The sequence below is a fragment of the Kosakonia sp. YIM B13571 genome (genome assembly GCF_042788095.1).
Taxonomy (GTDB): domain Bacteria; phylum Pseudomonadota; class Gammaproteobacteria; order Enterobacterales; family Enterobacteriaceae; genus Kosakonia; species Kosakonia quasisacchari.
In genome coordinates, this window is sequence record NZ_JBHZPL010000001.1 from 369,650 (window position 1) to 390,386 (window position 20,737).

Here is a 20,737-nt window from a genome sequence, read left to right on the forward strand (position 1 = left end):
CATGGCTGAAGAACTCAGCGATGTGGAGATGATGCGCTACAACCGACAGATTATTCTGCGCGGTTTTGATTTCGACGGCCAGGAGCGGTTAAAAGCCGCTCGCGTACTGGTGGTCGGCCTCGGCGGCCTCGGCTGCGCCGCCGCGCAATATCTGGCAGCGGCAGGCGTCGGGCACATGACGCTGCTGGATTTTGATACGGTGGCGCTCTCCAACCTGCAACGCCAGACGCTGCACAGCGACGCGGATATCGGCGTGGCAAAAGTGGACTCGGCGCACGAGTCGTTACTGCGTATCAACCCGAATGTGCACTACATCGCACTCAACGCCCTGCTTGATGACACGGCGCTGCTCACACAGATTGCCGCCCACGATTTGGTGCTGGATTGCACCGATAACGTCGCCATTCGTAACCAGCTCAACGCGGGCTGTTTTCAGCATCGCGTGCCGCTGGTTTCCGGTGCGGCCATTCGCATGGAAGGCCAGATCAGCGTCTTTACCTGGGGCGAAAACGACCCGTGCTATCGCTGCCTGAGCCGTCTTTTTGGCGATAACGCGCTGACCTGTGTCGAAGCGGGTGTCATGGCGCCGCTGGTCGGGGTGATTGGTTCGTTGCAGGCGATGGAAGCCATCAAAGTGCTGGCCCATTACGGTACGCCTGCGGCCGGAAAAATCGTGATGTACGATGCGATGACCTGTCAGTTCCGCGAAATGAAACTGCTGCGCAACCCTACCTGCGAAGTCTGCGGACATTAATTTACATCCCCCCGGTTTCGGGGGATATAAATTAATGTTGTCGATTACGCTTCATTTTAAATAATTACTCCACTTGCTAGCGTTTAATATTTTCCGCAACAAGAAAATGCCATCAGCATATTTTTAAACAATCCTTACTCGCTAATAAAGAACGTTGATATGCATAAAGTTAGTAATAAAAAAGCCATACAATTTTGTTAAAGGTGGCCTACTTACGTAGGCCACTTAGCACAATTTACGCGTTCTCAAGCTGTTGAGACCACCTTATTAACCATACACTTCGTGAGCAGGTTTTGGTCTGTGGAACCATCCTGTTATTTTCGCGGAAATACTTCTCCAGACCCCAGCCATTCTTGCTCCGAAATTTGATGTCGTTTTTTGTGAAGTAACATTGATAAAGAAAGATGGCCCCGCATCACCCTTTTCTGCTTCCTTACGGATCACTGAAGTAGCTTTAAGATTGAACGCTGTTAATATGCGAGCAGTCGATTTTCCGTTTGGCGTTTTTTGGAAAAACGCATCGAACAACGCCTCGCCAGTTAGCCCCTCCGTCGCCTGCAAAGTGGTTTTATTGATAACCTCACTGCGTACAATCTGTTTTGGCATTTTGCCTAAGAACCCAATATTTTCAGCGACATATTTATATTGATATTGCGCAATATGTGTTGCGAAATAAGGTTCTGATTGATCTTCTCTAAAATTATAACCAAAAGTCCATTTATCTTTAGTGTATATATTGAGAAAAACATTTTTATCGGTATGTACACTTTTCGATTCGATGCGGACCTCTTCCGTTCCTATAAACTTCATCAATAAATGGCTAAAATTTTCGCGACTGGCGATATAATCCAACGCTTTCTTATCCACATCGCTGAGATTCCGAAAGGCGAATTTTTTCGATGGTGCAGAGGCGCCGGAAAAAGGTCGCAAATGTTTAATATGACCGAAGATACGAAAAGCGGCGACTCCGCTAAGGTTCCTTTTGTTTATTTCATGTAATACATGGTTCATCGAACGCGGATTTTCAGCCATAATTTCATCAATAATACGCATTTCCTCTCTGCCAGAAAGAGCCGCGCTAAAGCCATCAGGATCGTTGGCCGTGACCGGATTATTCCATACCATCCTGAATAGGTTGAGTCCATCTACCGTCCCGGCAGGATCGGCACTTAACCACCTGCCCGCCCACGACTGGTAATAACGATAACCGTAGTAATACAGTCCCGTCGCGTCCTGTTCTTTTCCGGAATAACGGAGGATTTTGTAATCCGCTTCCAGCTGGCTGCGCGCGGCAAACAGCGCCGTGCCGCCATACGGGTAATACTCTTCCTGGCTGATAAGCTCGCCGCTGCCGTCCACTTCCAGCGCGCTGCTGCCGGTGAGGTTGTCGTAGCTGTAACGAATTTGATTGTTACTGATATCTGCGGGCTGACCGCTTTCCCAGTGCAGCACCCGCACCTGGGCGCGCCCGACTTCTCCGACGGTTATCACCTGGAGGGTTTCCGTGTTGCTGCTGCGCAGTTCCAGACCCGGCAGGTAAATCACCTTTTTCGTCTGCGTACTGTTACCGGTCAACTGCGAGGTGATTTTCAGCACGCGCTGGCTGCTGGCGTCGTAACGGTAACTTTCATTGTCGTCCGCTGAGTCATCGCGGGTGACGGGCGTGACTTTTTGCAACTCCTGGCGCGCCGTCCAAAGCAGGTTCTGCCCTGGTAAAAGCTGTTTCTGCTGACCGCCGGCGGTAAACAGCGCCTCCACATCCGCCGGGTTTTCGGTGAATGTGCTGAGTACCGCGCGGTTGCTGCGGTCGGACACCGTCATGCTCGTGGTGTAGCTGTTGCCGGATGCAGGCGCGCTGTGCTGGATTTTTGTCAGGTTACCGGCGTTGTCGTAGGTGTAAGTGCGGGAGTAGTTCGTGTAGGTGGCGTTATCGAAGGAGGTGAAATCAGGAAGGTTGCTGTTCTGCTGTGCCGCACTGGCCATTTCGCGCCCGGTGGCGCTGACCAGCTGGTACAGGCTGTCGTAGGCGTAGGTGTTTTCGGGCACTACTTGCTGATTGCGCCAGAAACGGGTCTCCTCGGCATCGTTAGTAATCACCAGCACGTTGCCCACCGGGTCGTACTCGTAGCGCAAATCCTGCAGCACTTTCGTGGCTGTCGTACGCTCAGTTTTAATGCCAACAAGACGCTGGGTTTCCGCTTCGTAGCTGTAGGTTGTCACCACGCCATTGCCGTGCTCCTCGCGCAGTTTCTGCCCGGCGGCGGAGTATGTCAGGGATTTGACTATGACCTGCTCTGAACCGCCGCTGACCGTCAGCCAGCTCCCCTTCAGCAAACCCGCCACATCAAACGCCACGCGCTGGATATTGCCTTTCGCATCAAGCGTGGTCAGCACATTTCCGGCGGCGTCTACCGTGCTAAGCGTGGTGTAGGTTTCGCCCGCCAGAAGGTCATTCCACGCTGAGGCATCCGCGCCCTGCCAGTCGGCCAGTACATCATCCGGCAGCAGCTGGCGGGTGACGGAAAGCGGCACGCCGTTCAGGGAAACGCTGTCCGTCGAAAGCAGTCCTGCCGGGTCGTAATGGCTGACCAGTTGACCGGCGAGGTTGTGGCTCTGTTCATCCGCCGACGCGCTGCCCCAGATAAACCGCTCAGTGACGTGCGCGCTGTCTCCGGCAATCTGTTCCGTCGTGCTCAGTGGTCGCCCCGGCAGGCTGGCCTCTTCATACTGAAAAGTTCGGGTGACGGCGGCGCTGCGCTCATTGCCTGCACCGATATTGCTGATCTGCAAAAAAGCCCGCTCTGCTGCGTCGTTCAGGGCAACGGATGTACCAGCATCCGCACTTTGCGTGCGCAGCGTCGTACCGTTCAGATCATGGAGGTAACTGAAGTTCGCCAGCCCGGCGGCATCAAGACGCGGGTCGGCACTTTGTGACGGTAAACCGCGCACGTCGAACTGGTGATGGGTGATGCGCTCGTCAGTGGCGTCCGCCGTGTCGGGATGGCGGTGATATGCGATTTCACGCACCGCCAGGCCCCGGTTATCCAGTATCGAAACTGTCGGGGTCTTACTGTAAAGGGATGTGCTCATAAGTTTCTCCAATAAAGAATTGTCCCATCGGTATCCGCTGTGTGCTGAGGAACCGATGCTCACATTATAGTGTTGGCGTAGAAACTCCGACATTTAGGCAAACTGTAAAACGCTTTCGCTACGTATCATCAGTGTGGCAATACCTTAGCTTTCCTCAAAATGTGATGGTTCACGTACTTTCTCTCTCCACTTCTGCGAATGATCGCGAAGTTGATTCCAATCAAAAAAACTTTCATTCGAAAGTAATTTAATCTCCATATGAAATTAATGGAGATAAATTATGATCTTCAATATCCAGCGCTATTCCACTCATGATGGCCCCGGCATTCGCACCGTCGTGTTCCTGAAAGGCTGCTCGCTAAGCTGTCGCTGGTGCCAGAACCCGGAGAGCCGCAGCCGCACACGGGATCTGCTGTTTGACAACCGTCTGTGCCTTGCCGGGTGTGATTTATGCCAGCACGCCGCGCCAAAGGTCATTGAACGTGCGTTGAACGGTTTGGTTATCCACCGCGAAAAACTTGATGATACGCAGCTTGATGCGCTCACCGATTGTTGCCCGACGCAGGCACTGAGCATCTGCGGTGAAACGCCAGAGGTGAGCGATATCATGGCTACCGTTTTGCGTGATAAACCCTTTTATGACCGCAGCGGCGGTGGCATCACCCTTTCCGGCGGCGAACCGTTTATGAACCCGCAACTGGCGCTGCAACTGCTTCAGGCCAGCCATCAGCACGGCATTCACACGGCAGTGGAAACCTGCCTGCATGTGCCGTGGCGCTATATCGAACCTTCCCTGCCCTTTGTTGATCTGTTTCTCGCGGATTTAAAACATGTCGACGCCGCCGCCTTTCGCCAGTGGACCGGCGGCTCGGCAAAACGCGTGCTGGATAACCTGAAGCGGTTGGTGCAGGCGGGGAAAAAACTCACCATCCGCGTGCCGCTGATCCCCGGTTTTAATGCCGATCAAGACACCATACGCGCCATTACTGCCTTCGCTGCCGATGAGCTGAAGGTCAGCGATATTCATTTTTTGCCTTACCACACGCTGGGCATGAACAAATATCACCTGCTCGGCGAACCCTACACCGCCCCAGAGAAGCCGCTCGACGCCCCGCAACTGCTGGCGTTTGCGCAGGATTGTGCCCAACGCAAAGGGCTGACGGCGACATTACGAGGATAGAACCATGACCACGCTGCAACTCAACACGCTAACTGACCGAATCAACGCGCACAAAACCGCGCTGGTGCATATTGTGAAGCCACCGGTTTGCACCGAGCGCGCCCGGCATTACACGCAGATTTACCAGCAAAATATGGACAAACCGCTGCCGGTACGCCGCGCGCTGGCGCTGGCGCATCACCTGGCCGAGCGGACTATCTGGATCAAACATGACGAGCTGATTATCGGTAACCAGGCAAGCGAAGTGCGCGCCGCACCAATCTTCCCTGAATACACCGTTTCGTGGATCGAAAAAGAGATCGATGCGCTCGCCGACCGCCCCGGCGCAGGCTTTGCGGTTAGCGAAGAGAACAAACGCGTGCTGCATGAGATTTGCCCATGGTGGCGCGGTCAGACGGTGCAGGACCGCTGTTACGGTATGTTTACCGACGAACAAAAAGCGCTGCTGGAAACCGGCATTATTAAAGCCGAAGGCAATATGACGTCTGGCGACGCGCACCTGGCGGTGAACTTCCCGCTGCTGCTGGAATTGGGTCTCGACGGGCTGCGCCACAAAGTGGATGAGCGCCGCGCGCGCATCAACCTGACGGTGCTTGAGGATCTGCACGGTGAGCAGTTCTTAAAAGCGATTGATATTGTGCTGGAAGCCGTCAGCCTGCATATCGAACGCTTTGCCGATCTGGCGCGCCAAATGGCCGGGGAAGAGACGCGGCGAAACCGCCGCGATGAGTTGCTGGCGATGGCGGAAAACTGCCTGATTATCGCCCACGAACCGCCGCGCACCTTCTGGCAGGCATTGCAGCTCTGCTACTTTATCCAGCTGATTTTGCAGATTGAATCCAACGGGCATTCGGTCTCTTTCGGACGCATGGATCAGTATCTGTATCCGTACTATCGCCGCGATGTCGAGTTGCAACAGTCTCTGCCCCGCGAACAGGCCATTGAACTGCTGCACAGTTGCTGGCTGAAGCTGCTGGAAGTGAACAAAATTCGCTCCGGCTCCCATTCGAAAGCCTCGGCGGGCAGCCCGCTGTATCAGAACGTCACCATCGGCGGTCAGCAGTGGCATAACGGTGAAGCGCGAGACGCGGTTAACCCGCTCTCTTACGCGATTCTGGAGTCCTGCGGACGCCTGCGTTCTACCCAGCCGAACCTGAGCGTGCGTTACCACGCCGGCATGAGCAACGACTTCCTCGACGCCTGCGTGCAGGTGATTCGCTGCGGCTTCGGCATGCCCGCGTTCAATAACGATGAAATCGTTATTCCCGAATTTATCAAACTCGGTGTTGAACCCGCAGATGCCTACGACTACGCAGCCATTGGCTGCATTGAAACCGCCGTTGGCGGCAAATGGGGCTACCGCTGCACCGGCATGAGTTTTATCAACTTCGCCCGCGTGATGCTGGCAGCGCTGGAAGGTGGCCGCGATGCCACCAGCGGCAAAATCTTTCTGCCGCAGACCCAGGCGCTGTCGGCGGGTAATTTCACCGCGTTCGATGAGGTCATGCACGCCTGGGATCGGCAGATTCGTTATTACACCCGTAAATCGATTGAGATTGAGTATGTGGTCGACACCATGCTGGAAGAGAACGTGCCGGATATTCTCTGCTCCGCGCTGGTTGATGACTGCATTGAACGGGCGAAAAGCATTAAACAGGGCGGCGCGAAATATGATTGGGTTTCCGGCTTGCAGGTCGGGATTGCCAACCTCGGTAACAGCCTCGCGGCGGTGAAAAAGCTGGTCTTTGACCAGGGCGCTATCGGGCAACAACAACTGGCGCAGGCGCTGGCAGAAGATTTCGACGGCCTGACGCAGGAACAGTTGCGCCAGCGGCTGGTCAACGGCGCGCCGAAATACGGCAACGACGATGACAGTGTGGATACGCTGCTGGTACGCGCTTATCAAACCTATATTGACGAGCTGAAGCAGTACCACAACCCGCGTTACGGTCGCGGCCCGATCGGCGGCAATTATTACGCTGGAACTTCATCCATTTCCGCTAACGTGCCATTTGGCGCGGCAACGATGGCGACACCGGATGGCCGCAAAGCGCATACGCCGCTGGCGGAAGGCGCCAGCCCGGCATCCGGCACCGATCATCTGGGACCGACGGCGGTGATAAGTTCCGTGGGTAAATTGCCGGTGGAAGCGATTCTCGGCGGTGTGTTGCTGAACCAGAAACTGAATCCGTCGACGCTGGAAAACGAGAGCGATAAGCAAAAACTGATGGTGCTGCTGCGCACGTTCTTTGAGGTGCATAAGGGCTGGCATATTCAGTACAACATTGTGTCGCGCGAAACGCTGCTGGAGGCGAAGAAACACCCGGATCAGTATCGCGATTTGGTGGTGCGTGTCGCCGGTTATTCCGCGTTCTTCACCGCGCTGTCGCCAGATGCGCAGGACGACATTATCGCCCGCACCGAACATACCTTATGAAGTGATGGCCGGGTGACCGTTATTCGATATCCACTAACAGCCGCCTTTTGTCAGTCTACTTCCTGATGTTTAACCTATGGATTTCGGATTGCAGGAAGGCGGCAAGACGGTAAGTCCCCGGGAGCTTACATAAGTAAGTGACCGGGGCGCGCCGCCGCAGCCAACGCACCTGCAGTTCGAAAGACGACGGTTAAACGAGCTTACATCAGTAAGTGGCCGGGCCTTGCCGCCGCCGCCAACGCACCTGCGATTCGAAAGACGACGGTTAAACGAGCTTACATCAGTAAGTGACCGGTCCGCACCGCCGCAGCCAACGCACCTGCAGTTCGAAAGACGACGGTTAAACGAGCTTACATAAGTAAGTGACCGGTCCGTGTCGCCGCAGCCAACGCACCTGCAGTTCGAAAGACGACGGTTAAACGAGCTTACATCAGTAAGTGACCGGGCCGTGTCGCCGCAGCCAACGCACCTACAGTTCGAAAGACGACGGTTAAACATCAATGACCAGAAAAGACCACAGGTTTACTTTCGAATGAAATAAAATTTGTGCTTCCCCTCACATTATCTCTAGAATGTTTCTCGTCGCAGTTACATTCAGGAGCGCTATGTATGACCGTCAAAGTTATCGTCACTGATATGGACGGAACCTTCCTTGATGACGCCAAACAGTACGATCGTACGCGATTTATGGCGCAATTCGAGCAACTTCGTCAGCGGAATATTGAGTTCGTTGTCGCCAGTGGCAACCAGTATTACCAGCTGATCTCTTTCTTCCCGGAGCTAAAAGAGACCATTTCGTTCGTCGCGGAAAACGGCGCGCTGGTGTATGAGCACGGCCAACAATTGTTCCACGGTGAGCTGACCCGCCATGAAGCGCAAGTGGTGATTGGCGAGCTGTTAAAAGACAGCAGCCTCAACTTTGTCGCCTGCGGCCTGGAAAGCGCTTACGTCAGCGAAAACGCTCCGGCTGAATTCGTCGACCTGATGTCGAAACACTATTACCGCTTAAAACCGGTGCGCGATTTTCAACAGATTGACGATACCCTGTTCAAGTTCTCGTTGAACTTGCCGGACAGCGACATCCCGCAATTGATTGACGCCCTGCATGTCTCGCTTGATGGCATCATGAAGCCAGTCACCAGCGGCTTTGGTTTTGTCGATTTGATAATCCCTGGCCTGCATAAAGCTAACGGCATAACGCGCCTGCTTAAACGCTGGGGTATATCGCCGCAACAGTGCGTCACCATTGGCGACAGCGGTAACGACGCGGAAATGCTGCGCATGACCGATTTCTCGTTCGCTATGGGCAACGCCAGTGAAGCCATTAAAGCCATTGCCCACCATCAAACCGATGATAATAACCACCAGGGCGCGCTGAATGTGATTCAGGCTGTGCTTGATAACGCTGCGCCATTCGATCGTTGATCCTCCGCCGGAGCGCCCGCTCCGGCCGTTCCTGTTGCTACTTTTCCGCTTTGTGCTCCGCATCAAGTTTTTAAACTTGCATTAACTTATTTTTAACTTATTTTATCACTTGTAAGTTAAATAACTTTCGAATGAAAGAATGAGAGGGTCAATATGGCTTTTACCAGTGAAACGCTGCCTACCGATCACAAAGCATCGATCCGTCAGATGAAACAGCAACTGCGCGCGCAGATCGGCGATGTACAGCAGGTATTTAACCGCCTGAGTGAGCAAATTGCTGCCCGCGTGGCTGATATCAATGCCCTTAAAGCACAAGGTAAATCTGTGTGGCCGCAAATTGCCTACAGCGACATTGCACAAGGCAAGGTCAGCGAGGCGCAGCGGGCGCTGATCAAACGGCGCGGTTGTGCGGTCATCAAGGGGCATTTCCCGCGTGAGCAAGCGCTGGGCTGGGATCGCTCAATGCTGGATTATCTCGACAACAACCATTTTGATGACGTGTACAAAGGGCCTGGTGACAGCTTCTTTGGTACGCTGGAAGCCTCGCGCCCGGAAATCTACCCTATTTACTGGTCGCAGGCGCAGATGCAGGCGCGCCAGAGCAATGAAATGGCCGCCGTGCAATCCTTCCTTAACCGTCTGTGGCGCTTTGAGAGCGAAGGCCAGCAGTGGTTCAACCCGGATGTCAGCGTTATCTACCCCGATCGCATTCGACGCCGACCGCCGGGAACCACCTCGAAAGGCCTCGGCGCGCATACAGATTCCGGTGCGCTGGAACGTTGGCTGTTGCCTGCTTACCAGCGAGTATTTGCCAATGTGTTTAACGGCAAAGTTGAGGAGTATGACCCGTGGGATGCGGCGCACCGCACCGAAGTGGAAGAGTACACGGTGGATAACACCACCAAATGTTCGGTGTTCCGCACCTTTCAGGGCTGGACAGCATTGTCAGACATGATCCCCGGCCAGGGGTTGTTGCACGTGGTGCCGATCCCGGAAGCAATGGCGTACATCCTGCTACGTCCGCTGCTCGATGATGTACCGGAGGATGAACTGTGCGGCGTGGCGCCTGGCCGGGTATTACCGGTTTCAGAGAAGTGGCATCCGCTGTTGATGGAAGCTCTGAGCACTATTCCAGCGCTGGAAGCGGGAGATTCCGTGTGGTGGCACTGCGATGTGATCCACTCCGTTGCGCCGGTGGAAAACCAGCAAGGCTGGGGCAATGTGATGTACATTCCCGCCGCACCACTGTGCGCGAAAAACCTCGCGTATGCGCGCAAAGTGAAGGTCGCGCTGGAGCAAGGTGCTTCGCCGGATGATTTCCCGCGTGAGAACTACGAAAGCGACTGGTCAGGCCGCTTTACGCTGAGCGATCTGAATATTCATGGCAAGCGCGCACTGGGTATGGACGTTTAAGCATCGTATAACCCTTCGCGCTCCACGGCGGTACGTTGCTGTCCCGAACGTATCCGCCGTACCGATTCCCGCACCGCAAGCGTGCCGTTGAGTAACAGCGAACCGGTGGTAGCCTGCGGGCGGATCAAACGCTGTTGCAGCAGTTGTACTGCCTCCACGCCCAGTTCATCACGCGGGACATGCACCGCCGTGAGCGGCACATCCTGAATTGCCGCCAGATTAAACGCATCAATGCTCATCACCGAGACATCCTGTGGCACGCGCAGCCCGCGCTGCTGGAGCGCATGAACCGTGCCTTCAGCCATAAAATCGCCACCAACCAGAAACGCAGTGGGCGGTGATTTATGCGCCGGATCATCAAGCCATTCCGCTACCCGCATTCCTGCTTCTTTGGCACTAAAACTGGGTACGGTGATCAGATCCCGCTTACTTTGAAAACGCAGATTGCGCCGCTGCCAGGCCTCTTTGATCCCTGCCAGGCGCAGATCCATGGTGTAGCGACGCAGACACATCACATTCACCACATCGCGGTGGCCCATATCAAACAGATAATTTGCCGCAAACTCGCCGATGGTCCGGTGATCCGGCGCGATGGAAGGCAAACGCATACGCCCGTCGCGGCAGTTGATCAACACGCAGGGTTTACCCATATCCGCCGCCAGATCATGAATATGGGGATCATCAATGCCCAGCAGGATCGCCGCCTGAGTTTCCGGCGCATTCATACGTGAGAGAAATTCATTGGCGTCGCTGTCCAGCTCTTCCAGCGCGCAGTAGCGCAGCCGCACTTCATGAGGTGCCAACGCTTTGTTAATACTCTGGATCACACGGTAATAGAAGATATCGGAACGCTCATCAAATGCCCGCTGCGGTGCGAAAACAACCAGGTTATTCAGCAGCAGCCGTCCTGCGGCAATCCCCTCCATTACCCCCAGCTCACGCGCGCAGGCCAGCACTGCTGCACGCGCTTTTTCGCTGGTGTTCGCCTTACCTGCAAGCACACGGGAAACCGTACTGGTCGACAGGTTAGTGCGCAGGGCAATTTCGTTGATTTTGAGCTTTTTATCCATTCTGTGATCTTGCTCCGTTTCCGAAATGGGAAAATTTTCATGAATCGAAAAGCCTGATATTCATGGCATCAATATAAGTTTGCCGCATGCCGTCGCTAATTGATGAGAATCCTTGCACAAAATCCACTTTAGCTGCCGATTTTTCTCGCCTAACGTAAATGTGTCATACAACTTCCATACTAGTTGTATGAACAATAACCAAAAAAACGCAGATAAATCATCACGCAAACCTGTGCGGTATAACAACTCCGCGAGAGTTTGCCCCGACTTCCCTACAAGAAGATGTGCGGAGAAAAAAATGAGCCAGGGAATCAACAATGAAATGGCGGCCAGTAAAAGCCGCCGGATAGTCAAAAATTTACGCTGGTGGGTATTAGTCCTGTTTTTATTCGGCGTGACGGTGAACTACATCACGCGTAACTCGCTGGGGATTCTGGCACCGGAATTAAAAACCAGTCTGGGGATCACCACTGAACAATATTCGTGGATTGTCGGTGCATTTCAGTTGGCTTACACCATTTTCCAGCCGCTGTGTGGCTGGTTGATTGACGTGATTGGTCTGAAAGTCGGCTTTATGGTGTGCGCCATCATCTGGGCGCTGGCCTGTATTTTCCACGCCGGTGCAAGCAGTTGGATACATCTGGCGATTTTGCGTTTCACCATGGGCGCATCCGAAGCAGCGGCAACGCCGGCGAACGCCAAAACGATCGGCGAATGGTTCCCGAAATCAGAACGCCCGGTGGCTGCCGGTTGGGCAGGCGTTGGCTTCTCGATTGGCGCCATGCTGGCCCCGCCGATTATCTACTTCGCTCACGCCTCATTTGGCTGGCAGGGCGCGTTTATGTTTACTGGTGTTCTGGCGCTGCTGTGGGTGATTTTGTGGTGGGCGTTTTACCACAACCCGGAAAAACACCCGAACCTCAGTAAAGACGAGCTGGCATTTATTCAGCAGGATAATGAACCGCCAGCGGTCAAACTGCCCTTCTTTACCGCCCTGAAAAACGTGTCGAAAAACAAACGGTTTTACGGTATCGCCATCCCGGCGTTTATGGCAGAACCCGCCTGGGCGGTGCTGAGTTTCTGGGTGCCACTCTATCTGGCAAAAGAACACGGTATGGATCTGAAACAGATCGCTATGTTCGCCTGGCTGCCGTTCCTCGCCGCCGATCTCGGCAGCGTCGCCAGCGGTTACCTGACCAAACTCTATACCCGCTGGTTTGGCTGCACCCGCGTGAACTCGGTGGTTGCCAGCTCCGTAACTGGCGCGTTTTTGATGATTTCACTTGCCGCTGTCGCCATCACCCGCGATCCGTACCTCACCATTGTGCTGATTTCGATTGGCGGTTTTGGTCACCAAATCATCTCCTGCATGTTGAGCGCGCTGGTGGTGGAATCCTTCGATAAAGGCCAGATGGCGACGGTGAACGGCATGCGCGGTTCAGCAGCGTGGATCGCCAGCTTCCTCTTCTCACTGCTGATTGGCGTTACCGCCGACAAAATTGGCTTCAACCCGCTGTTTATTGCCATGGGTTTCTTTGACCTGATTGGCGCTTGTTTCCTGGTGGCATTTATTGCTGAACGACGCGCAAAACGCGCCTGATTGTGGATGTCTGATATGAAAACCCTGAAGAACTGGACGTTACAAAAACAGTCAGCTCACCATGTTGAGCTGCTGGTAGACGGGCAACATACCTTGTGCCTGTATGTGCTGGAAGAGAACCTATTTCGCGTGCTGCTCAAGCGTAAAGGTGAGCTGGCGCTGAACAGGACCTGGAGCATCGCGCCGAAAGATGACGTGCCATGGGAAGGTCGCTCACGCGACGATCTTTCGGGTTTTAGCCTGCCGCAATGGTCACTGACGCAACAGCAGGAGACATTAACCATTGAGAGCGCAAAACTGCGCGTTACTGTGCACCAGCCGCTGTCGCTGGAGTGGCACTACCGCGATGGCGCAGGCGTCTGGCAATGGCTGGCAAGCGATCGCCCGACCAGCGCTTATCTGGTAAACGCGCATGGCGACGGCGTGGCACACTATCTCAGCCGAAAAAAAGAGGAGCGTTTCTACGGCCTCGGCGAGAAAGCGGGTAACCTGCAACGTACCGGCCAGCGCTACGAGATGCGCAACCTTGATGCGATGGGTTATAACGCAGCCAGCACCGACCCGCTGTATAAGCACATTCCGTTTACCCTCACCCGCCGCGATGACATCAGCTACGGTCTGTTGTATGACAACCTCAGCAGTTGTTGGCTGGATCTGGGTAACGAGATCGATAACTACCACACCGCTTATCGCCGCTGGCAAGCGGAAGCGGGCGATATTGATTACTACATTTTTACTGGCGCGCGTGCGCTGGATGTCACCAAAGCGTTTGTGCGCCTCACCGGGAAAACGCTGTTCGGCCCGAAATGGAGCCTCGGTTATAGCGGCTCCACCATGCATTACACCGATGCGCCGGATGCGCAAAACCAGCTGATGAACTTTATTCGTCTGTGCGAAGAACACGCCATTCCGTGCGATTCGTTCCAGCTCTCTTCCGGCTACACCTCGATTAACGGCAAGCGCTATGTCTTTAACTGGAACTACGACAAAGTGCCGCAGCCGAAGGTGATGAGCCAGGCGTTTCACGATGCGGGCCTGAAGCTGGCGGCGAATATCAAACCCTGCTTGTTGCAAGATCACCCGCATTATAGCGACGTGGCGGAGCGCGGTCTGTTTATTCGCGACTCCGAAACCGATGCGCCGGAACGCTCCAGTTTCTGGGATGACGAAGGCTCACACCTCGATTTCACCAACCCGCAGACTGTCGACTGGTGGCAGGAAGGCGTCACTACCCAGTTGCTGGAGATGGGGATCGATTCGACCTGGAACGATAACAACGAATTTGAAGTATGGGACGGTGAAGCGCGCTGCCACGGCTTTGGCCAGGAAATCGCCATTAAACACATTCGCCCGGTGATGCCACTGTTGATGATGCGCGCCTCGATGGAAGCGCAGCAGCGGTTTGCTCCCCAAAAGCGCCCATACCTGATTTCACGTTCCGGCTGTGCGGGCATGCAGCGCTATGTGCAAACCTGGAGCGGTGATAACCGCACCAACTGGGATACATTGCGCTACAACATCCGTATGGGCGTGGGCATGAGTTTGTCCGGCCTGTATAACGTGGGTCACGATGTCGGCGGTTTTTCCGGCGATAAACCGGATGCGGAACTGTTTGTGCGCTGGGTGCAAAACGGCGTGATGCACCCGCGTTTTACCATCCATTCATGGAACGATGATCACACGGTGAATGAGCCGTGGATGTACCCGGCGATCACCCCGTCGATCCGCAGTGCGATTGAGCTGCGCTATCGCCTGCTGCCCTATCTCTACACATTGCTGTGGCAGGCGCATGCCGACGACGAACCAATGCTGCGCCCGACGTTCCTCGATCACGAACATGACGAGCAGACGTTCGAAGAGTGTGACGACTTCCTGCTCGGCCGCGATCTTCTGGTGGCAAGCGTTGTCGAGCCCGGTCAACGCGAGCGCCGCGTCTGGCTGCCAGCCAACGATACAGGCTGGTACGACTTTTACACCGGTTGCTGGTATGCACCAGGCCAGTGGGTGACGCTCGATGCACCGCTGGAAACGCTGCCGTTGCTGGTGCGCGCCGGTGCCGGCCTGCCGCTCAGCGATCGCATCAAGCATGTGGATGCAAAAACGGATACCACACGTGAACTGCACCTGTTCCCGATAAAAGGCACAGGGCGCGCCAGCGGCTTGCTGTTTGAGGATGACGGCGAGTCCTGGGGTTATAAAGAGGGCAACGCGCTGTGGCTGGAGTGGGAAATGCTCTGTACGGGCAGCGTCATTGATTTGCAGGTACACGCGCGCGGCGACTATCGCCCGGCCTGGCAGTCACTAAAAGTGACGCTTCCGGCGGGTGAAAAACGCCAGTTATTAATTAATGGCGTAGCGGCCAGCGAGTGGACCTTTGCTTAATGTGAAAAGCCCGGTAGCCATGTGCTTACCGGGCTTTTTTCCTCTCATTGACCTAAATATTTCGCATCCCAGACAGGCGGCAAGTCGGGGTATTCCGGAAAATTACTCAAGACGCAAGTAAGTGACCGGGGTACGAAAGTGCAGCCTACGCACCTGTAGCGTGAGAGAGGTCGGTGAATTATTTACCTAAGGATTTCGCGCGACAGGAAGGCGGTAAATCTGAGTATCCCCGGGAGCTTACATAAGTAAGTAACCGGGGGACGAAGGTGCAGCCAACGCACCTGTAGCGTGAGAGAGGTCGGTGAATTATTTACCTAAGGATTTCGCGCGACAGGAAGGCGGCAAACCTGAGTATCCCCGGGGAGCTTACATAAGTAAGTGACCGGGGTACGAAAGTGCAGCCTACGCACCTGTAGCATGAGAGAGGTCGGTGAATTATTTACCTAAGGATTTCGCGCAACAGGAAGGCGGCAAAGCTGAGTATCACCGGGAGCTTACATAAGTAAGTGACCGGGGTACGAAGGTGCAGCCAACGCACCTGTAGCGTGAAAGACGACGGTAAATTTATTCGATACCTTTACTACGCAAATAATCCTCATAATTCCCGGAGAAATCCACCACACGCTGCGGTGTAATCTCAATCACGCGGGTCGCCAGCGAACTAACAAACTCACGGTCGTGGGAAACGAAGATCAATGTGCCCTGGTACATCTCCAGCGCCATGTTCAGCGATTCGATGGATTCCATATCCAGGTGGTTGGTCGGTTCGTCCATAACGAGGATGTTCGGTTTTTGCATCATCAGCTTGCCGAACAACATGCGGCCTTTTTCGCCACCAGAGAGTACTTTCGCCGGTTTCTTGATATCGTCCTGGCTGAAAAGCAGACGGCCAAGGATGCTGCGCACCGCTTGCTCGTCATCGCTTTCCTGTTTCCACTGGCTCATCCAGTCGAACACAGTGAGATCGTTATCAAAATCTTCGGCGTGATCCTGCGCGTAGTAGCCGATCTGCGCGTTTTCAGACCATTTCAACGTCCCATGATCAGGTTCAAGCTCGCCAACCAGCGTTTTCAGCATGGTGGATTTACCCACACCGTTCGCACCCAGAATGGCGATTTTCTCGCCCACTTCCAGCAGCAGGTTGAAGTTTTTAAACAGCGGGCCTTCATCAAACCCTTTCGTAAGGGCTTCCACTTCCAGCGCGTTACGGAACAGTTTCTTGTCCTGCTCGAAGCGGATAAATGGGTTCTGACGGCTTGAAGCCTTAACTTCTTCCAGCTTGATTTTGTCGATCTGGCGCGCGCGGGATGTTGCCTGGCGAGATTTGGAGGCGTTAGCGCTAAAGCGGCTGACGAACGATTGCAGGTCGGCGATCTGCGCTTTTTTCTTGGCGTTATCCGCCAGCAGACGTTCGCGAACCTGAGTTGCCGCCGTCATGTATTCGTCGTAGTTACCTGGGTAAACGCGCAGCTCACCGTAATCGAGATCCGCCATGTGCGTACAGACCATGTTGAGGAAATGGCGGTCGTGCGAAATGATGATCATGGTGCTGTCGCGTTCGTTCAGCACCTGTTCCAGCCAGCGAATGGTATCGATGTCCAGGTTGTTGGTCGGTTCATCGAGCAGCAGAATGTCCGGGTTGGCAAACAGCGCCTGTGCCAGTAACACACGCAGCTTCCAGCCTGGCGCGATTTCGCTCATCGGGCCGTAGTGTTGCTCAACCGGAATGCCGACGCCGAGCAGCAGTTCGCCCGCGCGAGCTTCCGCCGAATAGCCGTCCATTTCGCCGTACAGCACTTCGAGGTCGGCCACTTTGTAGCCGTCCTCTTCGCTCATCTCCGCGAGGCCATAAATACGGTCGCGTTCCTGTTTCACTTCCCACAGTTCCGCATGGCCCATGATCACCGTGTCGAGCACGCTGAACTCTTCAAAAGCAAACTGATCCTGGCGCAGCTTACCGATGCGCTCATTCGGATCGAGAGAGACGTTACCCAGCGTCGGCTCTAAATCGCCGCCGAGGATTTTCATAAAGGTGGATTTACCACTCCCGTTAGCCCCGATCAGGCCGTAACGGTTGCCGCCGCCAAATTTGACGGAGATATTTTCAAACAGCGGCTTGCTGCCGAATTGCATGGTGACGTTGCTGGTGACTAACACAGAGGTATCCTGAAATATGTGACAAACACCCTATTATGCCACAATTCCGAATTAGATTCCTGCCCGGTGTCAGGCCGCTAAAATGCAAGCAAAGGGAAAAAAGTGTGATTTCGTACACATCTGAATTCCCTGGACGGTGGAATGCACATATAATGCGCTTCCTGCATTCTCAACCCAACGGCCAGTGTGGCAATAAATCTTGCATAAGATGAACATGAAATTAACAACCCTTTTAGCGGCGGCGTTTGCTGTCGTGGGATTTTGCAAAAGCGCGTCTGCTGTTACATATCCGCTGCCCACTGATGGCAGCCGTTTGATCGGCCAGAACCAGGTCGTCACTATTCCGGAAGGCAATAGCCAACCGCTGGAATATTTTGCGGCTGAATACCAAATGGGTCTGTCCAACATGCTGGAAGCAAACCCGGGCATTGATGCCTACCTGCCGAAAGGCGGCACTGTGATGAACGTTCCACAGCAGCTGATCCTGCCGGATACGGTTCACGAAGGGATCGTGATCAACAGTGCAGAGATGCGCCTCTACTACTATCCGAAAGGCACCAACACGGTAATCGTGCTGCCAATCGGTATTGGCCAGTTGGGCAAAGACACCCCGATTGCCTGGACGACCAAAGTAGAACGTAAAAAAGCCGGTCCGACCTGGACGCCGACGGCGAAAATGCACGCGGAATACGTCGCAATGGGTCAACCGCTGCCGCCGGTGGTACCGGCTGGCCCGGATAACCCGATGGGTCTGTACGCACTCTATATCGGCCGCCTGTACGCGATTCACGGCACTAACGCTAACTTCGGTATCGGCCTGCGCGTCAGCCACGGCTGTGTTCGTCTGCGTAACGACGACATCAAATTCCTGTTCGAAAACGTGCCGGTCGGTACGCGCGTACAGTTTATTGATGAGCCGGTAAAAGCGACCACCGAGCCGGATGGTAGCCGTTACATCGAAGTTCACAACCCGCTGTCGACCACTGAAGCCCAGTTCACCGGTGGTGAGATTGTGCCGATTGCGCTGACCAAAGCGGTGCAGACCGTAACCAACCAGTCTGATGTCGATTCGAATGTTGTCGATCAGGCGTTGCAGAACCGTTCCGGTATGCCGGTTCGTCTGAACTGATTGCGGTTCATCGCATAAAAAAGCGGAGCAATGGCTCCGCTTTTTTTTTACCCGTGATTCACCACGATAATGCCGCCGTGGTCGTAACGGTAATGACAATGGGCATATTCCAGCGGCGTTCCGTCTTCCAGATAAATCACCTGCTCGACTTCCAGCACCGGATCGGTCTCTTCGCAGTTCAGATACAGCTTATCTTCCGCCCAGGGTTTTAACGCACGCACAATGCGATATGAGCCCATAATCTTCAGCGCCAGATCGTCCTGCACATAGCGAAATACTGAGCTTTCGAGATGTCCACGGTTTAATCCCGGCACCAGATTCACCGGCATCAGGGTAAACTCCAGTGACATCGGTTCGCCTTCCAGCATTCGCAGGCGAATAAAGTCATACACCGGGTCATCCGGCCCCACCAACAACGAGGCCTGCTCCTTTTCCGTGGGAAAACGCAGTTCAAAGCGGATGATTTTACTGGTGACTTCACCCACGTTTTCCCAGGTTTTGGTGGCGCCGAAATAGTCGCTACCGGGTAGATCCCAGCGCGACAGTTGCAGGAAATTCTTGCGGATAAACGTGCCCTGCCCCTGGCGGGTATAGACCAGCCCTTCAACAATCAGCTGGCGCATCGCCTGCTGGATGGTCATACGGCTGGTTTCAAACTCCGCCGCCAGCGCAAACTGCTCCGGCAATGGCGCACTGGCGGCGTACTGCTGGCTGAGAATGCGCCGCTTAATTTCCCGCGCGATAGTGATGTATTTTGCCGCCATAGCCTTCCTTCATTTTTAGTCTATCCCATTGTTTCTTAAGGCCACTCTCTCGGCAATTTTGAGGAAAGGCAGGTAGAAGAATACACCAAAGATGATGATTATCAACTGAACTACCACTGCCCGCCAGTCGCCTGCTGTGGCCAACCAGGCGCTTAAAATCGGCGGCGTTGTCCACGGGATCATGACCACGCAGCGCGAGATCCACCCCAGCGTAGTACAAAGCCAGGCAAACCAGATACCCAGCGCCGGAAGCAGCACAAACGGGATCATCAATGGCAGGTTAAAAACGATGGGCAGGCCGAAAATCACCGGTTCATTAATATTGAATAAGCCCGGCGAAATGGCGAGCCGCGCCACCTGCTTCGCCGACTGCTGTTTCGCGAAGATAAAGATGGCGATCAGCAGTGAAAGGGTGCTGCCGGTGCCGCCAATCATACCGAACGTGGGTACAAAAATGCTGTTGATGATATGCGGAATGGGCTGCCCGTTGGCAAATGCCAGCATGTTCTCGTTGGTGTTAATCAACAGCAGGGGTTCAAGGATCACGCCGTTGACCACCGTCTGGTGAATACCGAGCGTAAACAGAAAGTTACCAAAACTGTAGATAAACAGTGTGCCCGGTAAACTGGTGTTAATCTGCCGCAACGGTTGCTGGATAAGTGTGGTGATGAGGTGGATCAAATCCGTGTGCAGCACGTTCGCCAGCAGCGCCGCGACAATAGCAAACAGCGATAAGGTAATGATTGCCGGGATCAGCGAGGAGAAAGATTGCCCCACCGCCGAGGGCACATTTTCCCCGAGCGAAATAGAGAATTTCTTCACGCTGGCGACGCGGATAAACAGCTCCGTGGAGAGCAAACCAATAATCACCCCGGCGAAAATTCCCGTCGAGCCAATGTTGGTGAACGCCAACATCTGCGTCACGCTCACTGTCGCTTTGCCACCAACAGGCACCACATCCAACTGCATCGGCATCATGATGATAAAGCTGGAAAGCGCAATGACCACCGCCGACACCGGGTTGTCAAAGTTCTTATTGCGTGCCAGCGACCAGGCGGTCATCGGCGCAATCAATAGCGCGGCGATATTCAGCGTGCCGTTGATCACCGCCTCGCCCCATACTTTAAAACGCGCCAGCGTCTCCCCTTCCAGCACCCAGGGGAAAACCACGTTATTAATCAATACCGCCAGCCCGGCGAGGATAAAAATCGGCATCACCGCCGCGAACGCGTCACGCAGCGATCGCAGATGCACCTGGTTTGCCAGCCGGGCGGAGAACTCGACAAATTTATCGACGAATGACTGCATTTTCGGCGTGATGTTGCTGTCAGACATT

Annotated in this window: 13 protein-coding genes; 8 read left to right on the forward strand and 5 right to left on the reverse strand. The window is 54.4% G+C overall.

What is annotated here, in order from left to right; genetic code table 11:
* Position 1 precedes the first annotated feature (1 nt).
* The gene (gene moeB / locus ACFX4O_RS01785) at positions 2-754 is read left to right on the forward strand and encodes a molybdopterin-synthase adenylyltransferase MoeB (RefSeq protein WP_380206863.1); all 753 of its coding nucleotides are present in this window, start codon (positions 2-4) and stop codon (positions 752-754) included.
* Positions 755-1,021: 267 nt separating this feature from the next.
* On the opposite strand, the gene ACFX4O_RS01790 is transcribed toward moeB, so the two are convergent.
* The gene (locus ACFX4O_RS01790) at positions 1,022-3,844 is read right to left on the reverse strand and encodes an RHS repeat protein (protein ID WP_380206865.1); all 2,823 of its coding nucleotides are present in this window, start codon (positions 3,842-3,844) and stop codon (positions 1,022-1,024) included.
* A 280-nt stretch (positions 3,845-4,124) separates the two neighbouring features.
* Between ACFX4O_RS01790 and ACFX4O_RS01795 the strand changes: the two genes are divergently transcribed.
* The 4 genes from ACFX4O_RS01795 (at position 4,125) to ACFX4O_RS01810 (ending at position 10,299) form a co-directional block, all read left to right on the forward strand.
* Positions 4,125-5,024, forward strand: a complete 900-nt coding sequence (locus tag ACFX4O_RS01795) for a glycyl-radical enzyme activating protein (protein ID WP_380206867.1) — start codon at positions 4,125-4,127, stop codon at positions 5,022-5,024.
* 4 nt (positions 5,025-5,028) lie between these two features.
* Positions 5,029-7,461 carry a formate C-acetyltransferase/glycerol dehydratase family glycyl radical enzyme gene (locus tag ACFX4O_RS01800; protein ID WP_380206869.1) on the forward strand — a complete coding sequence of 811 codons (2,433 nt, stop codon included), beginning with the start codon at positions 5,029-5,031 and terminating at the stop codon, positions 7,459-7,461.
* A gap of 609 nt (positions 7,462-8,070) precedes the next feature.
* Complete coding sequence (locus ACFX4O_RS01805) at positions 8,071-8,886, forward strand: Cof-type HAD-IIB family hydrolase (protein ID WP_380206871.1); 816 nt, start codon at positions 8,071-8,073, stop codon at positions 8,884-8,886.
* A 153-nt stretch (positions 8,887-9,039) separates the two neighbouring features.
* A complete protein-coding gene (locus ACFX4O_RS01810; protein WP_380206873.1) occupies positions 9,040-10,299 on the forward strand; it encodes a DUF1479 domain-containing protein in 1,260 nt (419 codons plus the stop codon).
* On the opposite strand, the gene ACFX4O_RS01815 is transcribed toward ACFX4O_RS01810, so the two are convergent.
* Positions 10,296-11,369 (reverse strand): LacI family DNA-binding transcriptional regulator, encoded by a 1,074-nt coding sequence (locus ACFX4O_RS01815; RefSeq protein ID WP_131406390.1) that lies wholly within the window; start codon positions 11,367-11,369, stop codon positions 10,296-10,298. The two genes, ACFX4O_RS01810 and ACFX4O_RS01815, sit on opposite strands and share 4 nt — an antisense overlap.
* A gap of 298 nt (positions 11,370-11,667) precedes the next feature.
* On the opposite strand from ACFX4O_RS01815, the gene ACFX4O_RS01820 reads away from it, so the two are divergent.
* Entirely contained in the window at positions 11,668-12,969 is a 1,302-nt protein-coding gene (locus ACFX4O_RS01820) for an MFS transporter (protein ID WP_131406389.1), read from the forward strand.
* 15 nt (positions 12,970-12,984) lie between these two features.
* Positions 12,985-15,351 (forward strand): TIM-barrel domain-containing protein, encoded by a 2,367-nt coding sequence (locus ACFX4O_RS01825; RefSeq protein ID WP_380206876.1) that lies wholly within the window; start codon positions 12,985-12,987, stop codon positions 15,349-15,351.
* A gap of 564 nt (positions 15,352-15,915) precedes the next feature.
* Here ACFX4O_RS01825 and ACFX4O_RS01830 read toward each other — a convergent pair.
* On the reverse strand, positions 15,916-17,508 hold the full coding sequence (locus ACFX4O_RS01830; protein WP_380206878.1) for an ABC-F family ATPase: 1,593 nt from the start codon (positions 17,506-17,508) through the stop codon (positions 15,916-15,918).
* Between the two features lie 208 nt (positions 17,509-17,716).
* Between ACFX4O_RS01830 and ldtB the strand changes: the two genes are divergently transcribed.
* On the forward strand, positions 17,717-18,637 hold the full coding sequence (gene ldtB / locus ACFX4O_RS01835) for a L,D-transpeptidase (RefSeq protein WP_380206880.1): 921 nt from the start codon (positions 17,717-17,719) through the stop codon (positions 18,635-18,637).
* 47 nt (positions 18,638-18,684) lie between these two features.
* On the opposite strand, the gene ACFX4O_RS01840 is transcribed toward ldtB, so the two are convergent.
* Together ACFX4O_RS01840 and ACFX4O_RS01845 are read right to left on the reverse strand one after the other, a co-directional pair.
* Entirely contained in the window at positions 18,685-19,401 is a 717-nt protein-coding gene (locus ACFX4O_RS01840; protein ID WP_380206882.1) for a GntR family transcriptional regulator, read from the reverse strand.
* 15 nt (positions 19,402-19,416) lie between these two features.
* Positions 19,417-20,736: a PTS sugar transporter subunit IIC gene (locus tag ACFX4O_RS01845; RefSeq protein WP_380206884.1), complete on the reverse strand. Its 1,320-nt coding sequence runs from the start codon at positions 20,734-20,736 to the stop codon at positions 19,417-19,419.
* Position 20,737 lies beyond the last annotated feature (1 nt).